This is a genomic window from Massilia sp. IC2-476 (genome assembly GCF_020707295.1).
Lineage (GTDB): Bacteria > Pseudomonadota > Gammaproteobacteria > Burkholderiales > Burkholderiaceae_D > Telluria.
Genome location: NZ_JAJFER010000001.1, coordinates 908,712 through 931,039, shown reverse-complemented (window position 1 = coordinate 931,039; position 22,328 = coordinate 908,712). Strand labels below are relative to the sequence as shown.

Sequence of the window (22,328 nt, the reverse complement as noted above, 5' to 3'; positions counted from 1 at the left end):
AGTAGCTACACCACGATAACCAAAGGGGATTTCCATGAATAAACTTCGAATGGCGCTCGCCAGCCTTGCATTCGGCCTCCTCGCGCAATCGGCGCACGCCAGTGTGATCACAGTACCGAACCAGACTCTGACTACCAATGCCAATCCAGCAGCAACGTTCAATTTCCTTTCTCCCGCCCGGAACGACATCCTGATCGAATTTACTGTCAGTTACGATGGGACGCTCGGAAACAACGATTTCGCAGTCTTTTATTTCGGTAACAGCGACGGACCGAACATCGGGCTCAAGGCGAATTGCGACAGCAGCTGCAACAACGACCTGTTCGTTCGCATGAACGGATCGAACTGGCTACCGCAGAACTACGTGAATCCTTCCGATATCGCTCCGCTGCCTGCCACCTACACCTTGTTCGGGCGCCTGTCCAAGCTGGGAACGAGCAACAACTACAACCGCTTCGACCTTTGGCTGAACCCTACCGCCCAGGAAAAAGCCTCCCTGACCGGTTCGGATGCATTCGCATCCGGCAACAGCGGATTCAACGCCTTTTCCAGCTTCGGCATCCGTACCGCCAACCTCAATGACATCACGGTGAATTTCACCAACATCACGGTCACTGACGTGCCGGAGCCGGGATCGTTATCGCTGCTGGGACTGGCGGCTGCCGGCATGGTGGCGATGCGTCGGCGTGGGGCGCGCAAGGCCGCCTGACCCTGGCGCGAAGCTTGGCGAAATCGCCACGGTGGCATGCCGACTGGCAAGTTCAGCATGCCATGCCCGCTCCGGTCGCGGTAAAATGTCCGGATGACTTCCCCGACTTTCACCCACCTCCGCGTCCACTCCGAATACTCGATCGTCGATGGCCTCGTGCGCATCGACGACATCGTCGGAGCCGCGGCGAAGGACCAGCAGCCGGCGCTGGCCGTGACCGACCTGGCCAACATGTTCTGCCTGGTGCGTTTCTACAAGGCGGCGCGCGGGAAGGGGATCAAGCCGATCGTCGGGGTCGATGCCTGGATCACCAATGACGAGAACCGCGACAAGCCGTCGCGCCTCCTGATCCTGGCAAAGAACCGCACCGGCTACCTGCAGCTGTGCGACCTGCTGTCGAAAGCCTGGCTCACCAACCAGTACAAGGGCCGCGCCGAGATCCGCGTCGAGTGGCTGGAAGCGCTCGCCACCTCGACATCCACGCTCGAGCCGGACGTGGACCAGGCCAATGCGCTGATCGTGCTGTCGGGCGCCTGTTTCGGCGACGTCGGCCAGGCCATCGACCAGGGCGACATCGAGCGCGCCGAACGGGCGGCGGAACGCTGGGCGCGCATCTTCCCGGGCCACTTCTACATCGAGATCCAGCGCGCGGGCCAAGCAAACCAGGAGCAGGGCGTGCGCCACTCGGTGGCGCTGGCTTCGCGACTGAAGCTGCCGGTGGTGGCGACCCACCCGGTGCAGTTCCTGAACAAGGACGAATTCATCGCCCACGAGGCGCGTACCTGTATCGCCGAGGGCGAGATGCTGGCCAACGCCAAGCGCGTGCGCCGCTTCAACGAAGAGATGTGCTTCAAGTCGCAGGCCGAGATGGCGGAGCTGTTCGCCGACCTGCCGGGCGCGCTCGCCAACTCGGTGGAAATCGCCAAGCGCTGCAACGTCACCCTCACGCTGGGCAAACCGCAGCTGCCGGACTTCCCGACCCCGGACGGCATGAGCATCGACGACTTCCTGGTGGCGGAGACCAAGAAGGGCCTGGAAGAGCGCCTGGTGCAGCTGTATCCGAACGAGGAGCAGCGCGAGAAGGAGCGCCCGCGCTACGAGGCGCGCCTCGAGTTCGAGAACCAGACCATCATCAAGATGAAGTTCCCGGGCTACTTCCTGATCGTGGCGGAGTTCATCCAGTGGGGCAAGAACAACGGCGTGCCGATCGGCCCGGGCCGTGGTTCGGGTGCGGGCTCGCTCGTCGCGTATGCGTTGAAGATCACCGACCTCGATCCGCTGAAATACAACCTGCTGTTCGAGCGCTTCCTGAACCCGGAACGCGTCTCGATGCCCGACTTCGACATCGACTTTTGCCAGGAAAAGCGCGAACTGGTGATCCAGCACGTGAAGGATTTGTATGGCCGCGACGCGGTCTCGCAGATCGCCACCTTCGGCACCATGGCGGCAAAGGGCGCGATCCGCGACGTCGGCCGCGTGCTCGATTTCGGCTACAACTTCTGCGACGGCATCTCCAAGCTGATCCCGTTCAAGCCGGGCAAACCAGTCTCGATCGCCGAGGCGATCGAAGAGGAGCCGCTGCTCAAGGAACGCCTCGAGAACGAGGAAGAGGTCAAGCAGCTGCTCGACCTCGCCCAGCAGGTCGAAGGCATCACGCGCGGCATCGGCATGCACGCCGGCGGCGTGCTGATCGCCCCGGGCAAGCTCACCGACTTCTGCCCGTTGTACACCCAGGGCGGCGACGCCGGCGTGGTGTCGCAGTACGACAAGGACGACGTCGAAGCCGTGGGCCTGGTGAAGTTCGACTTCCTGGGCCTGACCACGCTCACCATTCTCGACCGCGCGGTGAACTACATCCGCGCGCTCGACCCGCAGGACGCCGACTTCAACCTCGAGACTCTGCCGCTGACCGACCGGCCGTCCTATAAACTGCTGTCCGAAGCCAAGACCGTCGCGATCTTCCAGCTTGAATCGCGCGGCATGCAGGGCATGCTGAAGGACGCGCGTCCTGACCGCTTCGAGGACATCATTGCGCTGGTGGCGCTGTACCGTCCGGGCCCGATGGACCTGATCCCCGACTTCTGCAAACGAAAACACGGCGAGAAGTTCGACTACCCGGACCCGCGTACCGAGTCGATCCTGTCCGAGACCTACGGCATCATGGTCTACCAGGAGCAGGTGATGCAGATGGCGCAGATCGTCGGCGGCTACTCGCTGGGCGGCGCGGACATGCTGCGCCGTGCGATGGGCAAGAAGAAGGCCGAAGAGATGGCCGAGCACCGCGAGATCTTCCGCGCCGGTGCGGCGAAAGACGGCCTGTCGACCGAGAAGGCCGACGAGATCTTCGACCTGATGGAGAAGTTCGCGGGCTACGGCTTCAACAAGTCGCACGCGGCCGCGTATGCGCTGCTGTCCTACCACACCGCCTACCTGAAGGTGCACCACACCGCCGCGTTCATGGCAGCCAACATGTCGCTGGCGATGGAAGACACCGAGAAGATCAAGATCCTGGTCGAGGACGCGATCGATGTCTGCAAGCTGACCATCCTGCCGCCGGACGTCAACGAATCCCACTTCCGCTTCACGCCGGAAGGCCAGCCCCGTTCCGTCACCGGCAAGCAGGTGTCGAACATCCGCTACGGCCTGGGCGGCGTGAAGGGTGCGGGGCAGGGCGCGATCGAGGCGATCATCGCCGCCCGGACCAGCGGCGGCAAGTTCAAGGACCTGTTCGACTTCTGCATGCGGGTGGACCGCAAGCAGATCAACCGCCGCACCATCGAGTCGCTGATCCGCGCCGGCGCCATGGACGCATTCGGCGTCGACCGCGCCGTGCTGCTCGCTTCCGTCGGCTTCGCGATGGAAGCGGCCGGCCAGGCCGCCGCCGCCGCCAACCAGGTCAGCCTGTTCGGCGGTGACGATTCCGACCTGGTGGCGCCGCCGGAATACGTGAAAGCGACGCCCTGGACCGACCGCCAGAAGCTGGCCGAAGAGAAGATCGCGCTCGGCTACTACCTGTCGGGCCACATGTTCGACTCGTATGCGGCCGAGGTGCGGCGCTTCGCCAAGACCAAGCTGAAAGACCTGGAGCCGTCGCGCGACCCGCGCATGCTGTGCGGCGTGATCACCGGCGTGCGCACCCAGATGACCCAGCGCGGCAAGATCCTGATCGTGGCGCTGGACGACAAGACCGGCGTGGTCGAAGTGACGATCTACAGCGAGCTCCTGGAAGCGAACAAGAACATCTTCAAGGAAGACGAATTCCTGCTGGTGGTCGGCAAGGTATCCGAAGACCGCTTCAACGGCGGCCTGCGCATCACGGCCGAAAAGGTCTTCGACATCGCCGCGGCGCGCATCCAGTACGGCTTCAAGCTGGAAATGGACGTGGGCTGCGATCTGAACCCGGCCAAGCTGGCCGAGGTGCTGCAGCCCTACCGCCAGCAGGACGGGCTGCCGGTCAGTCTGCGTATCAAGCCGCAGGGCGTGGAAGCGATCCTGCAGCTGGGCGACGACTGGCGGGTGGCGCCGTCGGATACGCTCAAGCAGCAGCTGGAGCTGACGCTAGGCGCCAAAGACGTCGCAGTCGAGTATTGATTGTAGGGTGGGCGGCTCCGCCGCCCACGCGGTCAAATTACGGTAATTCCGCCCGCGCGTCTGCCTTAAAGCTGGCTGACCGCGTGGGCGGCGAAGCCGCCCACGCTACGCACTGCAATGCTCGCGTAGTCCGCGCACCGCTTGCGTGGTCTTGTCCTCCGCCCTTTGCAGCACCACCTTCCGGTTGCTCGATTCTTCGTCGCGCTTGGCCTCCCGGTGCCACAGGTGCAGCACCTCGGTCGCCATGGCGCCGTCCTTCCTCAGCACGCCGGCATGGAACAGGCGCACCACCAGGTCCGAATCCTCATGTCCCCAGCCCACAAAACTCTCGTCGAAGCCATTGACCTTCTCCAGGTCCGAACGCCACACGGCCAGGTTGCAGCTCTTGATGCGGCGCCAGCTGAACTTGCGCCGCACGCGGCCGACATCGGGCCAGCGCAGCATCGTCTGCAGCACCTTGTTCATGTCGCCGCGCAGGCGGTAGCGCAGGCGTTCGGCGAAACCCAGGTCGGCGACGTCGATGTGCTCGCGCAGGACGCGCTCCGTCAGCGCCTGGCTCAGGAGGATGCGGCTGCCGGAAACGAGGAAGCCTGGCCGTGCCAGCGCCCGGTGCCGCCGGATGAAGTCGCGCTGCGGCACGCAGTCGCCGTCCAGGAAGATGATATAGTTGCCGGTTGCCGCCAGCGTGCCGCGGTTGCGCGCCATGGCGGCGCGGAAGCCTTCGTCCGGCTGCCACACGTGTTTCAAAGGCACTGGCGAGCGCGCGGCGAGGGCGACGATGGTGTCCCGCGTGTTGGCAGTCGAGCCGTCATCAGCGATAATGATTTCAAAATTCTTGTCATCCTGCATGAAACAGGCTTCCACCACTGCTGCCAGGGCATCCGGGCGGTTGTAGGTGGTGATCACGACAGAGATGGTCGGGGCGTGGTGCATGAAGTTCCGATGAAAAAAAGCGCGCGCAAGGTTGGCAAGAATATCCCACAAGAACATGAATGAACAATAATCCGACGAAAATCGGAGTGCCGATGCAGCGTTGGATCGGCTTCCTGGTTTTCCTGTTCCCTTTCCTCAGCCTTATCACCCCGTCCGGTATCGGCTTTTCCAGCCTGGTGTTCGTGCTCGCCCTGCTGTGCGTGCCGCGCCGGGCGTGGGCCGCCATCAAGCCGCACTGGCTCGAGATCCGCTGGGTCGTGATGGCATTCGCCTTCTACTTCCTGCTGGCGCTGGCCAGCGTGTTGCTGCGCCCCGAAGCCAGCTGGGGCTACCTCGACAAGCCGTCGCGCATGTTCCTGGGCCTCTCGGCTATGCTGCTGGTGGTGCTGGCGCGGCCCCCGCGGGCCAGCCTGTGGTGGGGCGTGATCGCGGGCAGTATCGCCGCGCTGCCTTTCATCGGCTACCAGAAGCTCGTGCTCGAGATCTACCGGCCGGGCGGCTTCCTCAATCCGATCACCTTCGGCGACATCGCGCTGTGCCTGGCGCTGGTGGCGCTGGCCGCCGCCATCGACTTCCGCCACAGCACCCGCAAGGCCATCCTGCCGGCGCTCGGTGCGCTGGCCGGACTCGCGAGCACGCTCCTGAGCGGCACCCGCGGCGGCTGGATCGCGCTGGTGCTGGCGGCCATCCTGTTCCTCACCTATGCGCGCCTGCTGCGCAGCCGGCGCGTGCGCCTGCTCCTGATCGGCAGCTTCGCGCTGTTCGCCTCGACCTTCTTCATTCCCGCCTTCGGGGTCCAGGAGCGGGTCGGGCAGGGCGTGCACGACGTGCAGACCTGGCTCGATGGCGGCAGCGCGCTGTCGAACGTCGGCATCCGCCTCGAGTTGTGGAAGGGTGCGCGCACGATCATCGCGGAGAACCCGGTATTCGGCCTTGATCCCTTGAGCGTGCGCGCCGAGCTGCGCAAGCTGGCGGAGCAGGGTGCGATCCAGGACGTGGTGCTGCCCTTCGAGCACCTGCACAACGACCTGCTGCAGGCCCAGGCCAGTGGCGGCATATTCGGCCTGCTGGCCTACCTCGGCATCCTCGGTGCGCCCTTCGCCTTCTTCGCGCGCGCGGCGGGCCAGGGCCGCTCGCAATCCTCCCCCCAGTTCGCACCGGCCCTGGCCGGGATGCTGGTGGTGCTCAGTTACTTCGGCTTCGGGCTCACCGAAGTCATCTTCTGGTCCCTGAAAGGCAGCATGTTCTACGTGCTCATGGTGGCCCTGCTCATGGGCTTCTGTTTGACTGCGAAAGAATTGGAAAATAGCGTGGAAAATAAGCGTGGACAATAAAATCGTCGTCAAACGCCTGCTGGCCGTCGTCCGGCCCTACCAGGGGCGCGCCTGGCTGGCGCTGCTCTCGATGGCGCTCACCGCCGCCACCCAGCCGCTGCTGGGCTGGGCGCTCAAGCTCCTGATCGACCTCGGCTTCGAGGAAAAGGTGCCGTTCAGCCTGTGGTGGATCCCCGGCATCCTGGTCGGGATCTTCGTGCTGCGCGGCGTCGGTACCTTCTCGACCGCCTACTTCAACAACTGGGTCATCAGCCGCGTGCTCAACGACCTGCGCGCGATGGTGTTCGACCGCGTGCTGCAGCTGCCCGTGGCGCGCTTCCAGGAAGAGTCGACGGGCAAGATCATCAACACCGTGGTGGCCGACGTGCGCCAGGTGGTGGACATGCTGCAGTCGGTGTTCGTGGCCTGCGTGCGCGACACCCTGGTGGTGGTCGGCCTGCTCGGCGCGCTGCTCTGGATGAACTGGAAGCTGACCCTGGTGGCGGTGATCGTCGTTCCGCTCACCGCCGTGATCGTGCGCACCACCACCGGACGCCTGCGCCGCCTGAACCGCGAGAACCAGCGCGTGACGGCGGAGATGACCCAGGTGGTCGAGGAAGCCACGCGCGGCCACCAGGTGATCCGCGTGTTCTCGGGCGAGCGCTACGAGCGCGCACGCTTCCACGCCCGCAGCGAAGCCCTGCGCGGCTTCTCGCAGCGCATGACGGTGGCCTTTGCCGCTACCACTCCGGTGACCCAGATCGCCACCGCGATGGCCCTGTCGCTGGTGATCGTGCTGGCCATCCAGGCCAACCTGAGCCAGGGCGAATTCGTGCAGTTCGTGACCTACATGCTGATGCTGCTCACGCCCCTCAAGTCGCTGGCCGAGGTCAACGGCCCGATGCAGCGCGGGATGATCGCAGCCGAGACAGTGTTCACCATGATCGATTCGCCGGCCGAATCCGACACCGGCACGCGCGAGCTTGGCCGCGCCCGGGGCCACGTGCGCCTGGAGAACGTCAGCTTCCGCTATCCGAACGCCGCCAACCCGGCGCTGCGCGACGTCACGCTCGACGTGCAGCCGGGCCAGACGGTGGCGCTGGTCGGCATTTCGGGCGGCGGCAAGTCGACCTTCGTGAACCTGGTGACGCGCTTCTACGATCCGGAAGCGGGGCGCCTGCTGCTGGACGGCGTGCCCTACCAGGACATCAAGCTCGCCAGCCTGCGCGCCCAGCTGGCGATGGTGAGCCAGAACGTGGTGCTGTTCGACGACACGCTGGCCGCCAACATTGCCTACGGCGTGGAGAACATCGACTACGAGCGCCTGGCGGCGGCCGTGAAGGCGGCCCACCTGACGGATGTGGTGGCCAAGCTGGAAAACGGCGTCGAGACCCGCATCGGCGAGAACGGCATGCGCCTGTCGGGCGGCCAGCGCCAGCGCGTGGCGATCGCCCGTGCGATCTACAAGGACGCGCCGATTTTGATCCTGGACGAAGCGACTTCCGCGCTCGACAACGAATCGGAGCGCGCCGTGCAGGCGGCGCTGGAAACCCTGATGGCCGGCCGCACCACGATCGTGATCGCGCACCGGCTGTCGACCATCGAGCGGGCCGACCGGATCGTCGTGATGGAACAGGGGCGCATCGTCGAGCAGGGGACGCATGCGGAGCTGCTGGATGCGAATGGGACGTATGCGAATTTGTATCGATTGCAGTTCGTGGCCGCGGATGAGGCGTAGGGTGGGCGGCTTAGCCGCCCACGCGGTGATCGCTGCGGCTTGATATGTCGCGGCCGTGCTGGCAGTAGTTGAACGCGTGGGCAGGAAACCTGCCCACCCTACGAACATCCGACCGCAGGCGGGTCAGCTGGCGTAATGCGCCGCTTCCCCCGGCACCTCCGCATCCCGCCCATGCGCCCGGTCCTGCACCGCCTCCACATACCGGCGCAGCGCATCGTCCAGCGACGGCAGCATCATCGCCCGTTCGCTCGACAGCGCACTGTATTCCGGCCGGCGCGCCACCTGGCCGCAGGCCTCGGACGAGACCACTTCCAGCCTTGACGCATCCACCCCTGCCGCTTCGCAGGCCTGCTTGGCCAGGTCGGCCCAGCTCACGGCTTGCGCATTGGTCAGGTGCCAGACGCCGCGTTCGCGGTCGATCAGCAGGTCGAGCGAGACGTTGACCAGATCCGGCACGTAGGTCGGCGAGACGGTCATGTCGCCCGCTGCCTGGAAGGGCAGGCCGGCTTCCAGCGCATTGAGCGCCTGGGTCACGAAGTTGTGGCGGTCCCAGGGGCCGAAGAAGGCGCTGGTGCGGATCACCAGGGCCTGCGGGTCGGCGTCCAGCACGCGCTGCTCGGCTTCCATCTTGCTGCGGCCGTACACGCCGAGCGGATTCATGGCGTCCGACTCGACATACGGGGCGCCCTTGGTGCCGTCGAATACCAGGTCGGTGGAGAAGGTCATGAAGCGCAGCTGGTGGCGGATGCAGGCCAGCGCCAGCACCGTCGGTCCCAGCGTGTTTTCGCGCATGCAGCGTTCCTCGTCGCCCTCGGCCTCGTCCACGCGCACGTAACCGCCGGCGTTGATGATCGCCCATGGCTTGTAGCGCTGGATCGCCGCTTCCACCGATGCGGGATCGGTGATGTCCATCTCCTGGCGCGTCAGCACGTGGTAGGCCAGGTTGCGCTTCTTGCAGAGACGGGCATAGGCCGAGCCCAGGGTGCCGGTAGCGCCCGTGATCAGGATCGGCTGCACCACGTTCGACTTGAACTGGCTGCGGATCGCCAGGTCTGCAACAGCGGACGGGGTGGCAACCGGCTTGCACAGGAAGCGGTCCGGACGGCGCCACCAGCCTTCGCCCTGCAGCACCGGATTGGTCAGCGGGCGGCCGGTCGACAGTTCGCGCATCAGGGTGGCCACCGCGGTCGGACGCGGTTCGCCGCCGCGCACGTCGAACGGCCCCGGCTCGTAGTAGCCGCGGCATTCGGTGACCAGGCAGTTCCAGTCGTAGGAGCCGAGCAGGGCCCAGACCGTCACGGCGCGCACGTCGGCGCCCTGCTGGCGGGCGCTGCGCGCCGCATTCCAGATCTCGAGCAGCCAGCGCATCTGGTCTTCACGGTTGGCGTCGATGTGCGCTTCGGTGATGGCGATCGGCAGGCCGTAGCGCTCCCAGGTTTCCATCAGCAGCGGCGCGATGCCCGGCGTCGGCGTGGCCAGTGCGCGCGGCGTCTCGATGTCGGCGTGCGGGATGCCGCGATAGACGTGGCGCCGGTTCTCCGGATAGCGCTCGGGACGATGGTCGAGCCAGCGCTCGCTGGTGGCGTAGTAGTTGACGCCGATGATATCGGGCGGGCAGGGATTGTCGCGGAACCAGAGCAGTTCTTCCTCGGTAGCGTTCGACTCCAGCAGGTAGCCCCACAGCGCGTGGTTCTGGTCGACTTTCCCGCACATCAGGTCCCAGCCGAGCCAGCGGCGGTCGTTGAAGAAGCTGACCACTTCCTGCATCTCCGGGGTGCCATAGGTCTTCGACAGGTCGTCGGTGGCGACCAGCTTGGCATCCGGATTGACTTCGCGGATCGCCCGCATTGCCAGCACGGTGGCGCGGCATTCGTTGATCAGGGCGCGGATAAAGGTCGCTTCGTCGCTGCCGTGCGGGTACCACACGCCTGCCAGACCGGAAAAGCGCGCCGTGGTCAAGGGTTCGTTGACCGGGGTGTAGTACTCGGCCCAGGGGTAGCGACGGGCTACCGCGCCGGCGTACTCGGCGAGCTTTTCGGGGAAGGCTGGATCGACCAGGCTGGTGTCGCGTGGACCGCTGCCATGGTGCAGGAGGCCGACGATCGGCGTGACGCCCAGCTGCTGCAGGGCGGGGAGGCGCTCGTCCGACCACGACCAGTCGGCGGACTCGATGCCATCGGGAGCAGTGCGTTCCCACAGCACCGGGTAACGGATAGCCTTGATGCCGAGCGAGGCGAAACGATCGATGTCCTGCAGGCGCTCAGCGTGACCATTACGGTCCATCTGGCTGAAGTAATTGTCGCGCACACGGTTTACGGTGCATTCGAGTCCACCCCAGAGTTCAAGCTCCGGGCTTCGGTTCGGCTGGTTAACCATCTCAGTGTTCATGTTCTGACCCGCTATTTGTGAAGACAGGCTCCAGCCTAATTGGCCACTGCGATGGGTTGTGTGAAATGGCACACATAAAAAGGCTTTTTCGGACAAGTCCTACTTTTTGTAAGCATGTTCCGCTTTTCTGGGGCTAACTTCTGCTATCTGGAAATTTCTATCGGCATCAAACCATGTTTACCGGTGCGCCGTGCACCCGGCGAAGCGGCGACAATGTGGCCAAACAGGAGGACATGATGTACATGGTGTACTGGACGATCGTCGAAGCCGACAAATGCACGCCGCACGAGAAGCTGTTCGAGACGACCGATATGGTGGCGGCAATGCAGTACATGGAAGAGCTGCGCAAGCGCCAGCGCGAAGGGGAGGGCATACGCTTCATCACTATGTCGTCCGAGCACCCGGACCTGGTGGGCCATCCGGGCGTGGACGTGACGGGGCCGGAGTACAACTGGAAGAAGCGGCGCCGGTAGGGTGGGTGGGTCGTGATCTGGTCCCCCGGACCAGATCACCCCACGCGGTGATCGCTATCGGCTCCGTTTTCGTGCCGGATGATCTTGCTGCAAACTATCACCGCGTGGGCGGTCAAGCCGCCCACCCTACGGGAGTCTACTCTTGAGCACCTTGCCGCTCGGCGCGGCAGGCAGGGCGTCCATGAACACGATGCGCGAGGGCCGCTTGTAGGGCGCCAGGCGAGTCTGCAGCCAGTCCCGCAGCGCCGCCGCATCGATGTCGCCGGTACGCTCCACGTAGGCCACCACTTCCTCTTCTCCAGCGCCCGCCGGCCGCCCCACCACCGCCGACTGCAGCACCGCAGGATGGCTGTTGAGCGCCGTCTCGACTTCCAGCGGATAGACATTGAAGCCGGAGCGGATGATGAGTTCCTTCAGCCGGCCGGCGATGAACAGCGCGCCGTCCGGCCCCATGGTCGCGACGTCGCCGGTGGCGAGCCAGCCGCCCGGCCGCAGTGCGGCGCGGGTCTGCTCTGGATCCCGGTAGTAACCCGCCATCACGTTCGGTCCGCGTACCCACAATTCGCCCGTCCCCTCGACGATGCGCACCTCGACGCCCGGAATCGGGTGGCCCACCGAGGTATCGGCGCGCGGCGCGTCCAGGCGCGTCTGGGACACGGTCGGGCCGCTCTCGGTGAGCCCGTAGCCGTTGTGCAGGGGCAGCCCGAACACGCGCTCCACCTCGCGCTTGAGCACCGGGTCGAGCGGCGAACCGCCGACATAGCAGAAGCGCAGCCGAGACGGGACCGGCTCGCTGCCTGCCAGGGCCAGCAGGCGCGCATACATGGCCGGCACGCCCTGCACGATCGTCAGGACGTTCGAGCGGATCTGTTCCAGCAGCGCCTCGGCGGAAAAACGCGGCATCAGGTGCAGGCAGGCGCCCGCATACAGGGTGCCGAGCATGACCGAGCTGAAGCCGTAGACGTGGGTGATCGGCAGCACGCCGCATGCCACGTCGGATGGCTGCAGGCCGCGCAAGGTGCTCGACGTGGCGGCCACGAACAGCAGGTTCGCGTGGGTCAGCATCACGCCCTTGGGCTGGCCGGTGGTGCCGGTGGTGTAGACCAGTGCGGCGACCTGGCCCGCATCGCGCCGCACCGGTTCCGGCACGGTGTCCGGATCGAGCGGGCCTGCAACCACCTCGCCATGCTCCGTAATGGTGAGCACCCGGCGCGGCGTGCAGTGCGCGCGGATCGCGGCCAGCTCGCCCTGGCTCAGGCGCGCATTGACGTTGACGCTCCAGGCGTCCAGGCGCGCGATGGCGAACAGCAGCGCGACCTGGGCGGCGCAGTTTTCGCTGATGATCATGACGCGGTCGCCGCCGCGCACGCCCAGCTCGCGTAGCTGTCGTGCCTGGCGTTCGACGTCGCATTGCAGCTCCCCGTAGGACCAGGCGCGCGCGTTGTCGACCAGGGCCGGTGCGGTGGGAGTGCGCGCGGCGCCCGCGCGGACGACGTCGCTGATACGCGGCGGCAGGGAAGAGGGATCGATCATAGGGTTTTAGCAGTTCGCCCAGAACTTGTTTAACTCTACACGGTCTCATTTAGTATGACGACCGCGGCTACCACTAGGAACCCATGCTCGTAGCGCACCGCATTCGGCTCGCCCCGAGCAACATGCAGGCGACCTACCTGGCGCGCGCCGCTGGTGTGGCCCGGTTCGCCTACAACTGGGCGCTGGCCGAGTGGAAGCGGCAGTACGAAGCTGGCAAGCTCGACCAGGCGTTGCCGAAGCCGAGCGAAGCGGCCCTGCGCCGCCAGCTCAATGCCATCAAGCGTGAAAAATTCCCCTGGATGCTCGAGGTGACCAAGAACGCCCCGCAGATGGCGATCATGCAGCTGGGTGAGGCTTTCAAGAATTTCTTCGAACGGCGGGCGCGCTACCCGGCCTTCCGAAAGAAGGGCCGGCACGACCGTTTCAGCTTGACCAACGACCAATTCCGCCTCGAGGGCAAGAAGCTCCGGATTCCCCGGCTGGGGTGGGTGCGCATGCGCGAAGCCCTGCGTTTCGCGGGCCGGATCATCGCGGCCACCATCTCCCGCACCGCCGGCCACTGGTACGCCAGCATCACCGTCGATACAGAGCACCCATCCTTGTCGCCTGCCGAGAACCAAGGCGCGGTGGGGGTGGACTTGGGCATCGCGGCGTTGGCCACCTTGTCGACCGGGGAGAAGCGGGCGGGACCGAAGGCGCTGCGCTTCCTGCTGGGGCGCCTGCGCCGCCTGTCTCGGGCGCTGTCGCGCAAGGTCAAGGGCTCGCGCAATCAGGCCAGGGCCAGGCTGAAGCTGGCCAGACTGCATGAGCGGATCGCCAACATCCGCCGTGACAGCCTGCATCAACTCAGCACCAGCATCGCGCGGCGCTTTCACACGATCGGTATCGAAGATCTTAACGTGAAAGGCATGATGGCCAATTCCCGCCTGGCGCGCGCCATCGCCGACATGGGTTTTTACGAACTGCGTCGCCAACTCGAGTACAAGTCGGCATGGCGGGGTGGGCACCTGGTCGTCGCCGATAGGTGGTTCGCGAGCAGTCGCCTGTGCTCTTGCTGCGGCTACAAGCACGAAGCGCTCGGTTTGGGAACACGGCAATGGACCTGCCCAGGTTGCAAGACGCAACACGACCGCGACATCAATGCGGCCATTAACCTGAAGAACATGGCGGTAAGTTCCACCGTCTCTGCCTGTGGAGGGGAAGGCGCTGGCCTTGGGCGTGAGTACAAGGCGAAACCGGCCCCGGTGAAGCAGGAATCCAACGGCAAAGCCTGCTCTGCATAACTTTGCGTAAGTTTGGAGGAACGGCCTGCTTTATACCGCTGCGCGCCCGCAGCTGCAAGTGGCGCGTTTCAGGCGCCCAGTTCGAAGGCCTCGCGGATCGTCACGATGTCGCCGGTGCCCCGGGCGTCGTAACCGGGCAGGGCGTCCACCATCGCGTGGTAGGACGGCGTGCGCATCAGCTCGAGCAGCTGGCGCATGGCCGGTTCCTCGAGCGCATCCTGGCGCACCGCGAAATAGTAGGTTTCCTTCAGCAGCAGCGTGAAGTCGAGCTTGAACTGGGCGGCCGCCGCGCGCATGCCGACGCCGGCGTCGGCCATGCCGCTGGCGATATAGGCCGCCACCGCGGAGTGGGTGAACTCGGCGCTGTTGAAACCCTGGATCGCGTCAGGCGGCGGGCCGTCGGCGGCCAGCATCATCTCGAGCAGCATGCGGGTGCCGGAACCGGCCTGGCGGTTCACGAAGCGCACGCCGGGGCGCGCCAGGTCGGCCAGCGCGCGCAGGCCGAGCGGATTGCCGCGCGCCGTGATCAGGCCCTGTTCGCGGCCGGCCACGCGCACCAGGCAATGCTGGGCCGGGTCCAGCCAGCGCAGGTACCAGCTGGCCGTCTGCGCCTGGAAGCGCCCGCTCGGCACGTGGAAACCGGCCAGGTCGCATTCGCGCCGCGCCAGCGCCGTCACGGCGTCGGTGCTGGTACGGTAGCGCGAATCGACGGGCAGCGCGTCGCGATCGATGCAACTCATCAAAGCGGCCACCGCGAAGCCGTGGCTGGCGTCCAGGCGCAGCGGACGCAGCGCGGCGCCAGTGACGCGCGCCAGCTCCACCTCCAGTTCCGAGGCCAGGCTTTGCAGGGTGGGCGACAGGCGCGCGGCGATGCGGCGGTCGGCCCACACCAGCTTTTGCGCCAGCGGCGTGAGGCCGGTGCCGCGTCCGCGCCCGGTCTGCAGCAGCTGCTGGCCGAACAGCTCCTCGGCCGCGCGCAGCAGGCCCCAGGCGTAGCGATAGGACAGTCCGACCGACTTCGCGGCCTGGGCGATCGAGCCGGTATCCTGGATCGACAGCAGCAGGCCGAGCAGGTCGGCGGTGTCGAGCGGGCGTCCGCCCTTCAGGCTGATCTCCCAGTGCGGGCGGATGTGGATGTTGAGCATATGCTGAAAATAGCCTATTTCTTGGCTAAAAGCATCATGTTACTCTCGCTCAAAATAATAAAATTGACGAAATAATATGCTTTTTTAAGCATATTTAAACAGTTCTAAAAACAAGGAGGGGACATGGCTGTATTCAGTTTTCTGGACAAGGAACACACCATCGCAGGGCCCGGTTTCAACCGCTGGCTGGTGCCGCCGGCAGCGCTCGCGATCCACCTGTGCATCGGCATGGCCTACGGCTTCTCGGTGTTCTGGCTGCCGCTGTCGAAAGCGCTCGGCATCACCGAATCGATCAGCTGCCCGGCCGACATGGGACTGATGGCGCAGATCATGTCGACCACCTGCGACTGGAAGATCTCGATGCTGGGCTGGATGTACACGCTGTTCTTCGTCTTCCTGGGCCTGGCCGCCTGGCTGTTCGGCGGCTGGCTCGAGCACGCGGGTCCGCGCAAGGCAGGCCTGGTATCGGCGGTCTGCTGGTGCGGCGGCCTCGTGATCTCGGCGCTGGGCATCTACACCCACCAGATCTGGCTGATGTGGCTCGGCTCCGGCGTGATCGGCGGCATCGGCCTGGGCCTGGGCTATATCTCGCCAGTGTCGACCCTGATCAAGTGGTTCCCCGACCGCCGCGGCATGGCGACCGGCATGGCGATCATGGGCTTCGGCGGCGGCGCCATGATCGGCGCGCCGCTGGCCGACCGTTTGATGAAGTACTTCGCCACCCCGACCTCGGTTGGCGTCTGGGAAACCTTCCTGGCCCTGGCCGCGATCTACTTCGTGTTCATGGTGGCCGGCGCGCTGACCTACCGCGTGCCCGCTTCCGGCTGGAAGCCGGAAGGCTGGACCCCGCCGGCCAAGTCCAGCAGCACCATGGTCACGACGCGCCATGTGCACGCCAGCCGGGTCTGGGGTATTCCCCAGTTCTGGCTGATCTGGGGCGTGCTGTTCCTGAACGTCTCGGCCGGCATCGGCATCCTCGGCATGGCCTCGCCCCTGCTGCAGGAAGTGTTCGGCGGCCGCCTGATCGGCGTCGACGCCGGCTTCAACGACCTGGACGCCGCGCAGAAGGGCCAGATCGCCGCGATCGCGGCCGGTTTCACCGGCCTGCTCTCGCTGTTCAACATCGGCGGCCGTTTCGCCTGGGCCTCGTGCTCGGACTACATCGGCCGCAAAGCGACCTATTTCGTGTTCCTGATCCTCGGCTTCATCCTGTACGCGTCGATCCCGTCGATGGCGCACAACGGCCAGCTGGCACTGTTCGTCGCCTTCATCTGCATCATCCTGTCGATGTACGGCGGCGGCTTCGCCACCGTGCCGGCCTACCTGGCCGACCTGTTCGGCACCCAGATGGTGGGCGCGATCCACGGCCGCCTGCTCACGGCCTGGGCCGCCGCCGGCGTGCTCGGCCCGCTCCTGATCAACTACATCCGCGAGTACCAGATCGAGCACGGCGTGCCGAAGGCGCAGGCCTACGACGTCACCATGTACGTGCTGGCCGGCCTGGTGGTGGTGGGCATCGTGCTCAACGCGATGATCAAGCCGCTGGACGACAAGTACTTCATGACCGAGGCCGAGCTGGCGGCCGAGAAGAAGCTGGCGCAGGAGCGCGACGTCGCCGCCGCGAGCGGTACCCGCAGCGGCGGCACTGGCGCCGTCGCGACCGTCAACCCGGCCGTGACCGCGTTCGCCTGGGCTTCGGTGGGGATTCCGCTGCTGTTCGGGATCTGGGTCACGCTGCAGAAAGCGGCGGTGCTGTTCAAGTAAGCCGCCCCGGCGCGCGGCCGCTTGAGCCGGCCGCGCGTTCCACTATCATGTGAATATCCGCACCTCGTTTCATCACGGACCATCGCCATCATGAACCATCCCATCATTCCCATCGCCGTCGCCGGTGCCAGCCGCCAGCGCAAGCGCGAAGCGCCCAAGGGCCGCCGCGTCGACCCGCAGGCGCTGGCCGAGGTCCAGGCCTTGCTGGGCGAAGCGTCGCGCCAGCGCGACCTGCTCATCGAGCACCTGCACAAGATCCAGGACCGTTTCGGCTGCCTGGCCAGCCGCCACCTGGCCGCGCTGGCACAGGAGATGCGCCTGGCCCAGGCCGAGGTCTACGAGGTCGCCAGCTTCTACCACCATTTCGACCTGGTGAAGGAGGGCGAGGAAGTGCCGGCGGCGCTGACGGTGCGCGTCTGCGCCGGCCTGTCCTGCGAGATGGCCGGTGCGCGCGACCTGCTGGGCAGGCTGCCGGCATTGCTGGGGCGTGAAGTGCGGGTGCTTGAAGCGCCCTGCGTCGGCCGCTGCGAGCAAGCGCCGGTGGCGGTGGTGGGCCAGCGCGCCGTGCCCCAGGCCAGCGCCGAGAAGGTGCTGGCCAAGGTCAGCGCCGGCGAAACGTTCGAGCCCGTCGGCGACTACGCCGATTACGCGGCTTACTGCGCGGCCGGAGGCTACGCGCTCTTGCGCGCCTGCGTGGCCGGCGAGCACGATGTCGAACAGGTGATCGGGACGCTGGAAGCCTCGGGCCTGCGCGGCCTGGGCGGCGCCGGCTTCCCGCTCGGGCGCAAGTGGCGCATCGTGCGCGCCGAGCAGGGGCCGCGCCTGATGGCCATCAACATCGACGAAGGGGAGCCGGGCACCTTCAAGGACCGCGTCTACCTCGAGCGCGACCCGCACCGTTTCCTGGAAGGCGCCCTGATCGCCGCCTGGGCGGTCGGTATCGAGGCCATCTACATCTACCTGCGCGACGAATACCACGGCTGCCGCGCCATGCTGGAGGCCGAGCTGGACAAGCTGCGCGCCGATCCGCCGGTGGCGGGCATGCCGCCGATCATTCTCCGCCGCGGGGCCGGCGCCTATATCTGCGGCGAAGAGTCCGCGATGATCGAATCGATCGAAGGCAAGCGCGGCATGCCGCGCCTGCGTCCGCCCTACGTGGCCCAGGTCGGCCTGTTCGGCCGTCCGACGCTGGAACACAATTTCGAGTCGCTCCATTGGGTGCGCGAGATCCTCGAACGCGGCGCCGACTGGTTCGCGGGGCATGGGCGCAACGGCCGGCGCGGCCTGCGTTCGTTCTCGGTCTCGGGCCGGGTGCGCGAGCCGGGCGTGAAGCTGGCGCCCGCCGGCATCACGATCACGGAACTCATCGAGGAATATTGCGGCGGCATGCAGGACGGCCACCGCTTCTACGCCTATCTGCCGGGCGGCGCCTCGGGCGGCATCCTGCCTGCTTCGCTGGGCGACATCCCGCTCGACTTCGACACCCTGCAGCCCTACGGCTGCTTCATCGGCTCGGCCGCAGTGGTGGTGCTGTCGCACCAGGACAGCGCCGTCGCGGCCGCGCGCAATACCCTCGCCTTCTTCAAGGACGAATCCTGCGGCCAGTGCACGCCCTGCCGCAACGGCACCGCCAAGGCGCTCGACCTGATCCACCAGCCGCAGTGGGACACGGGCCTGCTGGGCGAGCTGTCGCAGGTGATGCGCGACGCCTCGATCTGCGGCCTGGGCCAGGCGGCGCCGAACCCCTTCGATTGCGTCATCAAATACTTCCCGCACGAGCTGAGCCAATCATGAACGCGCCCACCCCAACCGTCACCATTGAACTCAACGGCCGCAGCGTCCAGGCGCTGCCGCACGAGACCCTGATCGAGGTCGCCGCGCGCGAAGGCATCGAGGTGCCGCGCCTGTGCTACAAGGAAGGCATGGAGGCTGTCGGCAACTGCCGCTCCTGCATGGTCGAGATCGATGGCGAGCGCGTGCTGGCGCCGTCCTGCTGCCGCACTCCCTCGGCCGGCATGAAGGTCACGACCGACAGCCCGCGCGCCCTGGCGGCCCAGAAAATGGTGCTGGAACTGCTCCAGGCCGATATGCCCGAGGCAGAGTACACCCGCAGGAACGAAGTCGACCTGTGGGCGGAAAAGCTCGGCGTGGGCAAGCCGCGCTTCGTGCCGACCCGGCGCCAGCCGCCGCCGGACCGCAGCCACGCCGCGATCACCGTCAACCTGGACGCCTGCATCCAGTGCACGCGCTGCGTGCGCGCCTGCCGCGACGAGCAGGTCAACGACGTGATCGGCCTGGCCTTCCGCGGCCAGGACAGCAAGATCGTGTTCGACCAGGACGACCCGATGGGGAACTCCACCTGCGTGGCCTGCGGTGAGTGCGTGCAGGCCTGCCCGACCGGCGCCCTGATGCCGGCGCGCGAAGTGGCCCTGAACATCCCCGACAAGCAGGTCGATTCGGTCTGCCCGTATTGCGGCGTGGGCTGCCAGCTGACCTACAACGTCAAGGACAACAGGATCCTCTACGTCGAGGGGCGTCAGGGGCCGGCCAACCTGGGCCGCCTGTGCGTGAAAGGCCGCTACGGCTTCGACTACGCGCATCACCCGCACCGCCTCACCAGGCCGCTGATCCGCCGCGAGGGCGTGCCCAAGAGCGGCGATTTCACGATGGACCCCGACCGTGTGCATGAAGTGTTCCGCGAGGCCAGCTGGGAAGAGGCGCTGGCCCTGGCCGGCGGCAGGCTGGCGCAGATCCGCGCCCAGCACGGCGGCGCGGCGCTTGCCGGCTTCGGCTCGGCCAAGGGCAGCAACGAGGAAGCCTACCTGTTCCAGAAACTGGTGCGCACCGGCTTCGGCACCAACAACGTCGACCATTGCACCCGCCTGTGCCACGCCTCCTCGGTTTCGGCCCTGCTGGAAGGCATCGGCTCGGGCGCGGTCTCGAATCCGGTGATGGACGTGACCCGGGCCGACGTGGTGATCGTCATCGGCGCCAACCCGACCGTCAACCACCCCGTGGCCGCCACCTGGATCAAGAATGCGGTGAAGACGGGCACCAGGCTGGTCGTGCTCGATCCGCGCCGCTCCGACCTGGCGCGCCACGCGCATCGCTACCTGCAGTTCAAGCCCGACACCGACGTGGCCCTGCTCAACGCGATGATGCACGTGATCGTCACCGAGGGCCTGGTCGACCGGGACTTCATCGCCAGCCGCACCATCGGCTATGCCGAGCTGCAGGCCAACGTGGCCGAGTACAGTCCGGAAGCGATGGCGCCGATCTGCGGCATCGACGCCGAAACGATCCGTTACGTGGCGCGCCTGTATGCCACCTCGAAAGGATCGATGATCCTGTGGGGCATGGGCGTGTCGCAGCACGTGCACGGTACCGACAATGCGCGCTGCCTGATCGCGCTGTCCCTGATGACGGGCCAGATCGGCCGCCCCGGCACCGGCCTGCATCCGCTGCGTGGCCAGAACAATGTGCAGGGCGCCTCGGACGCCGGCCTGATCCCGATGATGCTGCCGGACTACCAGCGCGTCGACAACCCGGCCGCGCGCGCGCGCTTTGAAAAGGCCTGGGGGGCGACCCTGGATCCGAAACCCGGCCTGACCGTGGTCGAGATCATGGACGCGATCGACGCCGGCCAGGTGCGCGGCATGTACATCATGGGCGAGAACCCGGCCATGTCCGACCCGGACGCCAACCACGCGCGCGCCGCCCTGGCCGCATTGGAGCACCTGGTGGTGCAGGACATCTTCCTGACCGAGACCGCCTACCTGGCCGACGTGATCCTGCCGGCATCGAGCTTCCCGGAGAAGACCGGCACCTTCACCAATACCGACCGCCTGGTGCAGCTGGGCCGCCAGGCGATCGACCCGCCGGGCGAAGCGAAGCAGGACTTGTGGATCATCCAGCAGATGGCCCAGCGCCTCGGCCTGGACTGGCACTACGGCAGCGTGGCCGAGGTGTTCGACGAGATGCGCCACATGATGCCCAGCATCGGCGGCATCACCTGGGAGCGGCTGGAGCGCAACGGCGCGGTGGTCTACCCCTGCATGAACGAAGGCGACACCGGCCAGCCGGTGGTGTTCACCGAACTGTTCCCGCGTGAAGGGGGCAGGGCGCGCTTCGTCCCGGCCGACATCATTCCGGCCGCCGAACGTCCCGATGCCGACTACCCGATGGTCCTGATCACCGGCCGCCAGCTCGAGCACTGGCATACCGGCAGCATGACCCGGCGCGCCGCCGTGCTGGATGCGATCGAGCCCGATCCGGTGGCCCTGGTACACCCGCTCGACCTCGAGCGCCTGGGCGTGAAGCCGGGCGAGGCCATCACGATCAGCTCGCGCCGCGGCGAAGTCGTGCTGTACGCGCGCGCCGACGACAGCTCGCCGGTGGGGGCGATCTTCGTGCCCTTCTGTTATTACGAGGCGGCGATCAACCGCCTGACGAATGCGGCGCTTGACCCCTTCGGCAAGATCCCGGAGTTCAAGTATTGCGCAATCAAGGTGAGCCCGGGCGGCGAAGTGGCCGCTCAGGGCAGCTACGGTGGCGGCCAAATCCTGAAAGGCATGGCACAATCGGCAACATGAACTGTCCCGACCTGCCACGCTACCGTCCGGCGCTCTCTGATGCGCGCGCGCCCCTCACGCACGAGGTGGGCGCGCTGGACGAGCGCGGCCGCGCGTCCACCATCGCGATCCCCGCCGAGCGCCCGCTCACGGTCTACGTCGACAAGCGCGAGATCGTCACCCTGATGACCCTGGGCGGTGCGCCCGAGGCCCTGACCCTGGGTTACCTGCGCAACCAGCGCCTGGTGCGTTCGATCGAGGACATTGTCTCGATCCAGGTCGACTGGGCGGTCGACGCGGTGGCGGTCGTCACCCGCCACGGCATTCTAGATGTCGAGGAGCGCACCGCGAAGAAGGTCGTGACCACCGGCTGCGGCCAGGGCTCGGTGTTCGGCGGCCTGATGGACGAGGTCGACCAGATCGTGCTGCCCAAGGATGCGCGCCTGCCGCAGTCGGTCGTGTACCGCATCGTCGAGCTGATTCGCACCCAGCAGTCGGTGTACAAGCAGGCCGGCTCGGTGCACGGCTGCGCGCTGTTCTCGCGCACGGGCGAGCTGCTGTATTTCGTGGAAGACGTCGGCCGCCACAACGCGGTGGACGCCATCGCTGGCCTGATGTGGCTGGACGGCCTGGAGGGCGGCGACAAGGTGTTCTACACCACCGGGCGCCTGACCTCGGAGATGGTGATCAAGGGCGCGCAGATGGGCATTCCCTTCCTGCTGTCGCGTTCCGGCACCACTCAGATGGGCCACATGGTGGCGGAAAAAGTCGGCATGTCGCTGCTGGCGCGCTGCTCGGGCAAGCACTTCCTGCTGCTGGCCGGGCACGAGCGGCTGGTGTTCGAGCCCGACCTGCTGGAACCACTGAACGCCCCACGGATGGCCTGA

14 protein-coding genes are annotated in these 22,328 nt (G+C 66.4%); 10 read left to right on the top strand and 4 right to left on the bottom strand.

The window, feature by feature from the left end:
- Positions 1-34 precede the first annotated feature (34 nt).
- Complete coding sequence (locus tag LK539_RS04175) at positions 35-709, top strand: PEP-CTERM sorting domain-containing protein (RefSeq protein ID WP_227799641.1); 675 nt, start codon at positions 35-37, stop codon at positions 707-709.
- 93 nt (positions 710-802) lie between these two features.
- Positions 803-4,300 carry a DNA polymerase III subunit alpha gene (dnaE, locus tag LK539_RS04170; RefSeq protein ID WP_227799640.1) on the top strand — a complete coding sequence of 1,166 codons (3,498 nt, stop codon included), beginning with the start codon at positions 803-805 and terminating at the stop codon, positions 4,298-4,300.
- Between the two features lie 105 nt (positions 4,301-4,405).
- Here dnaE and LK539_RS04165 read toward each other — a convergent pair whose 3' ends face one another.
- The gene (locus tag LK539_RS04165) at positions 4,406-5,233 is read right to left on the bottom strand and encodes a glycosyltransferase family 2 protein (RefSeq protein ID WP_227799639.1); all 828 of its coding nucleotides are present in this window, start codon (positions 5,231-5,233) and stop codon (positions 4,406-4,408) included.
- A 92-nt stretch (positions 5,234-5,325) separates the two neighbouring features.
- On the opposite strand from LK539_RS04165, the gene LK539_RS04160 reads away from it, so the two are divergent.
- Together LK539_RS04160 and msbA are read left to right on the top strand one after the other, a co-directional pair.
- The gene (locus LK539_RS04160) at positions 5,326-6,567 is read left to right on the top strand and encodes an O-antigen ligase (RefSeq protein WP_227799638.1); all 1,242 of its coding nucleotides are present in this window, start codon (positions 5,326-5,328) and stop codon (positions 6,565-6,567) included.
- On the top strand, positions 6,557-8,284 hold the full coding sequence (msbA, locus tag LK539_RS04155) for a lipid A export permease/ATP-binding protein MsbA (protein WP_227799637.1): 1,728 nt from the start codon (positions 6,557-6,559) through the stop codon (positions 8,282-8,284). The genes LK539_RS04160 and msbA overlap by 11 nt, the downstream gene beginning before the upstream one ends.
- 123 nt (positions 8,285-8,407) lie before the next feature.
- Here msbA and rfbD read toward each other — a convergent pair whose 3' ends face one another.
- On the bottom strand, positions 8,408-10,672 hold the full coding sequence (gene rfbD / locus LK539_RS04150) for a dTDP-4-dehydrorhamnose reductase (RefSeq protein WP_227799636.1): 2,265 nt from the start codon (positions 10,670-10,672) through the stop codon (positions 8,408-8,410).
- Positions 10,673-10,887: 215 nt separating this feature from the next.
- Here rfbD and LK539_RS04145 point away from each other — a divergent pair, with 215 nt between their 5' ends.
- Positions 10,888-11,145: a hypothetical protein gene (locus tag LK539_RS04145; protein WP_227799635.1), complete on the top strand. Its 258-nt coding sequence runs from the start codon at positions 10,888-10,890 to the stop codon at positions 11,143-11,145.
- A 126-nt stretch (positions 11,146-11,271) separates the two neighbouring features.
- Here the strand turns inward: LK539_RS04145 and LK539_RS04140 are convergent, their stop codons facing one another.
- The gene (locus LK539_RS04140; protein ID WP_227799634.1) at positions 11,272-12,678 is read right to left on the bottom strand and encodes a class I adenylate-forming enzyme family protein; all 1,407 of its coding nucleotides are present in this window, start codon (positions 12,676-12,678) and stop codon (positions 11,272-11,274) included.
- An 83-nt stretch (positions 12,679-12,761) separates the two neighbouring features.
- Between LK539_RS04140 and LK539_RS04135 the strand changes: the two genes are divergently transcribed.
- Positions 12,762-13,961: a transposase gene (locus LK539_RS04135; RefSeq protein ID WP_227799633.1), complete on the top strand. Its 1,200-nt coding sequence runs from the start codon at positions 12,762-12,764 to the stop codon at positions 13,959-13,961.
- Positions 13,962-14,029: 68 nt separating this feature from the next.
- Here the strand turns inward: LK539_RS04135 and LK539_RS04130 are convergent, their stop codons facing one another.
- The gene (locus tag LK539_RS04130; protein ID WP_227799632.1) at positions 14,030-15,106 is read right to left on the bottom strand and encodes a substrate-binding domain-containing protein; all 1,077 of its coding nucleotides are present in this window, start codon (positions 15,104-15,106) and stop codon (positions 14,030-14,032) included.
- 123 nt (positions 15,107-15,229) lie between these two features.
- Here LK539_RS04130 and LK539_RS04125 point away from each other — a divergent pair, with 123 nt between their 5' ends.
- The 4 genes from LK539_RS04125 to LK539_RS04110 all read left to right on the top strand — a co-directional run bounded on the left by LK539_RS04125 (position 15,230) and on the right by LK539_RS04110 (position 22,328).
- Positions 15,230-16,870, top strand: coding sequence for an OFA family MFS transporter (locus tag LK539_RS04125; RefSeq protein WP_227799631.1), 1,641 nt, complete (start codon positions 15,230-15,232; stop codon positions 16,868-16,870).
- A 90-nt stretch (positions 16,871-16,960) separates the two neighbouring features.
- Positions 16,961-18,664 (top strand): NAD(P)H-dependent oxidoreductase subunit E, encoded by a 1,704-nt coding sequence (locus tag LK539_RS04120; protein ID WP_227799630.1) that lies wholly within the window; start codon positions 16,961-16,963, stop codon positions 18,662-18,664.
- Positions 18,661-21,462 carry a formate dehydrogenase subunit alpha gene (gene fdhF / locus LK539_RS04115; RefSeq protein WP_227799629.1) on the top strand — a complete coding sequence of 934 codons (2,802 nt, stop codon included), beginning with the start codon at positions 18,661-18,663 and terminating at the stop codon, positions 21,460-21,462. The genes LK539_RS04120 and fdhF overlap by 4 nt, the downstream gene beginning before the upstream one ends.
- Positions 21,459-22,328 (top strand): formate dehydrogenase accessory sulfurtransferase FdhD, encoded by an 870-nt coding sequence (locus tag LK539_RS04110; protein ID WP_227799628.1) that lies wholly within the window; start codon positions 21,459-21,461, stop codon positions 22,326-22,328. The genes fdhF and LK539_RS04110 overlap by 4 nt, the downstream gene beginning before the upstream one ends.

Excerpts from the sequence above, each read along its gene's own strand:
- LK539_RS04125 (WP_227799631.1), top strand. The coding sequence starts at position 15,230 with ATGGCTGTATTCAGTTTTCTGGACAAGGAACACACCATCGCAGGGCCC.
- fdhF (WP_227799629.1), top strand. The coding sequence starts at position 18,661 with ATGAACGCGCCCACCCCAACCGTCACCATTGAACTCAACGGCCGCAGC.
- LK539_RS04140 (WP_227799634.1), bottom strand. The coding sequence starts at position 12,678 with ATGATCGATCCCTCTTCCCTGCCGCCGCGTATCAGCGACGTCGTCCGC.
- LK539_RS04135 (WP_227799633.1), top strand. The coding sequence starts at position 12,762 with ATGCTCGTAGCGCACCGCATTCGGCTCGCCCCGAGCAACATGCAGGCG.
- LK539_RS04110 (WP_227799628.1), top strand. The coding sequence starts at position 21,459 with ATGAACTGTCCCGACCTGCCACGCTACCGTCCGGCGCTCTCTGATGCG.
- LK539_RS04165 (WP_227799639.1), bottom strand. The coding sequence starts at position 5,233 with ATGCACCACGCCCCGACCATCTCTGTCGTGATCACCACCTACAACCGC.
- LK539_RS04175 (WP_227799641.1), top strand. The coding sequence starts at position 35 with ATGAATAAACTTCGAATGGCGCTCGCCAGCCTTGCATTCGGCCTCCTC.
- LK539_RS04130 (WP_227799632.1), bottom strand. The coding sequence starts at position 15,106 with ATGCTCAACATCCACATCCGCCCGCACTGGGAGATCAGCCTGAAGGGC.
- LK539_RS04160 (WP_227799638.1), top strand. The coding sequence starts at position 5,326 with ATGCAGCGTTGGATCGGCTTCCTGGTTTTCCTGTTCCCTTTCCTCAGC.
- rfbD (WP_227799636.1), bottom strand. The coding sequence starts at position 10,672 with ATGAACACTGAGATGGTTAACCAGCCGAACCGAAGCCCGGAGCTTGAA.
- LK539_RS04120 (WP_227799630.1), top strand. The coding sequence starts at position 16,961 with ATGAACCATCCCATCATTCCCATCGCCGTCGCCGGTGCCAGCCGCCAG.
- dnaE (WP_227799640.1), top strand. The coding sequence starts at position 803 with ATGACTTCCCCGACTTTCACCCACCTCCGCGTCCACTCCGAATACTCG.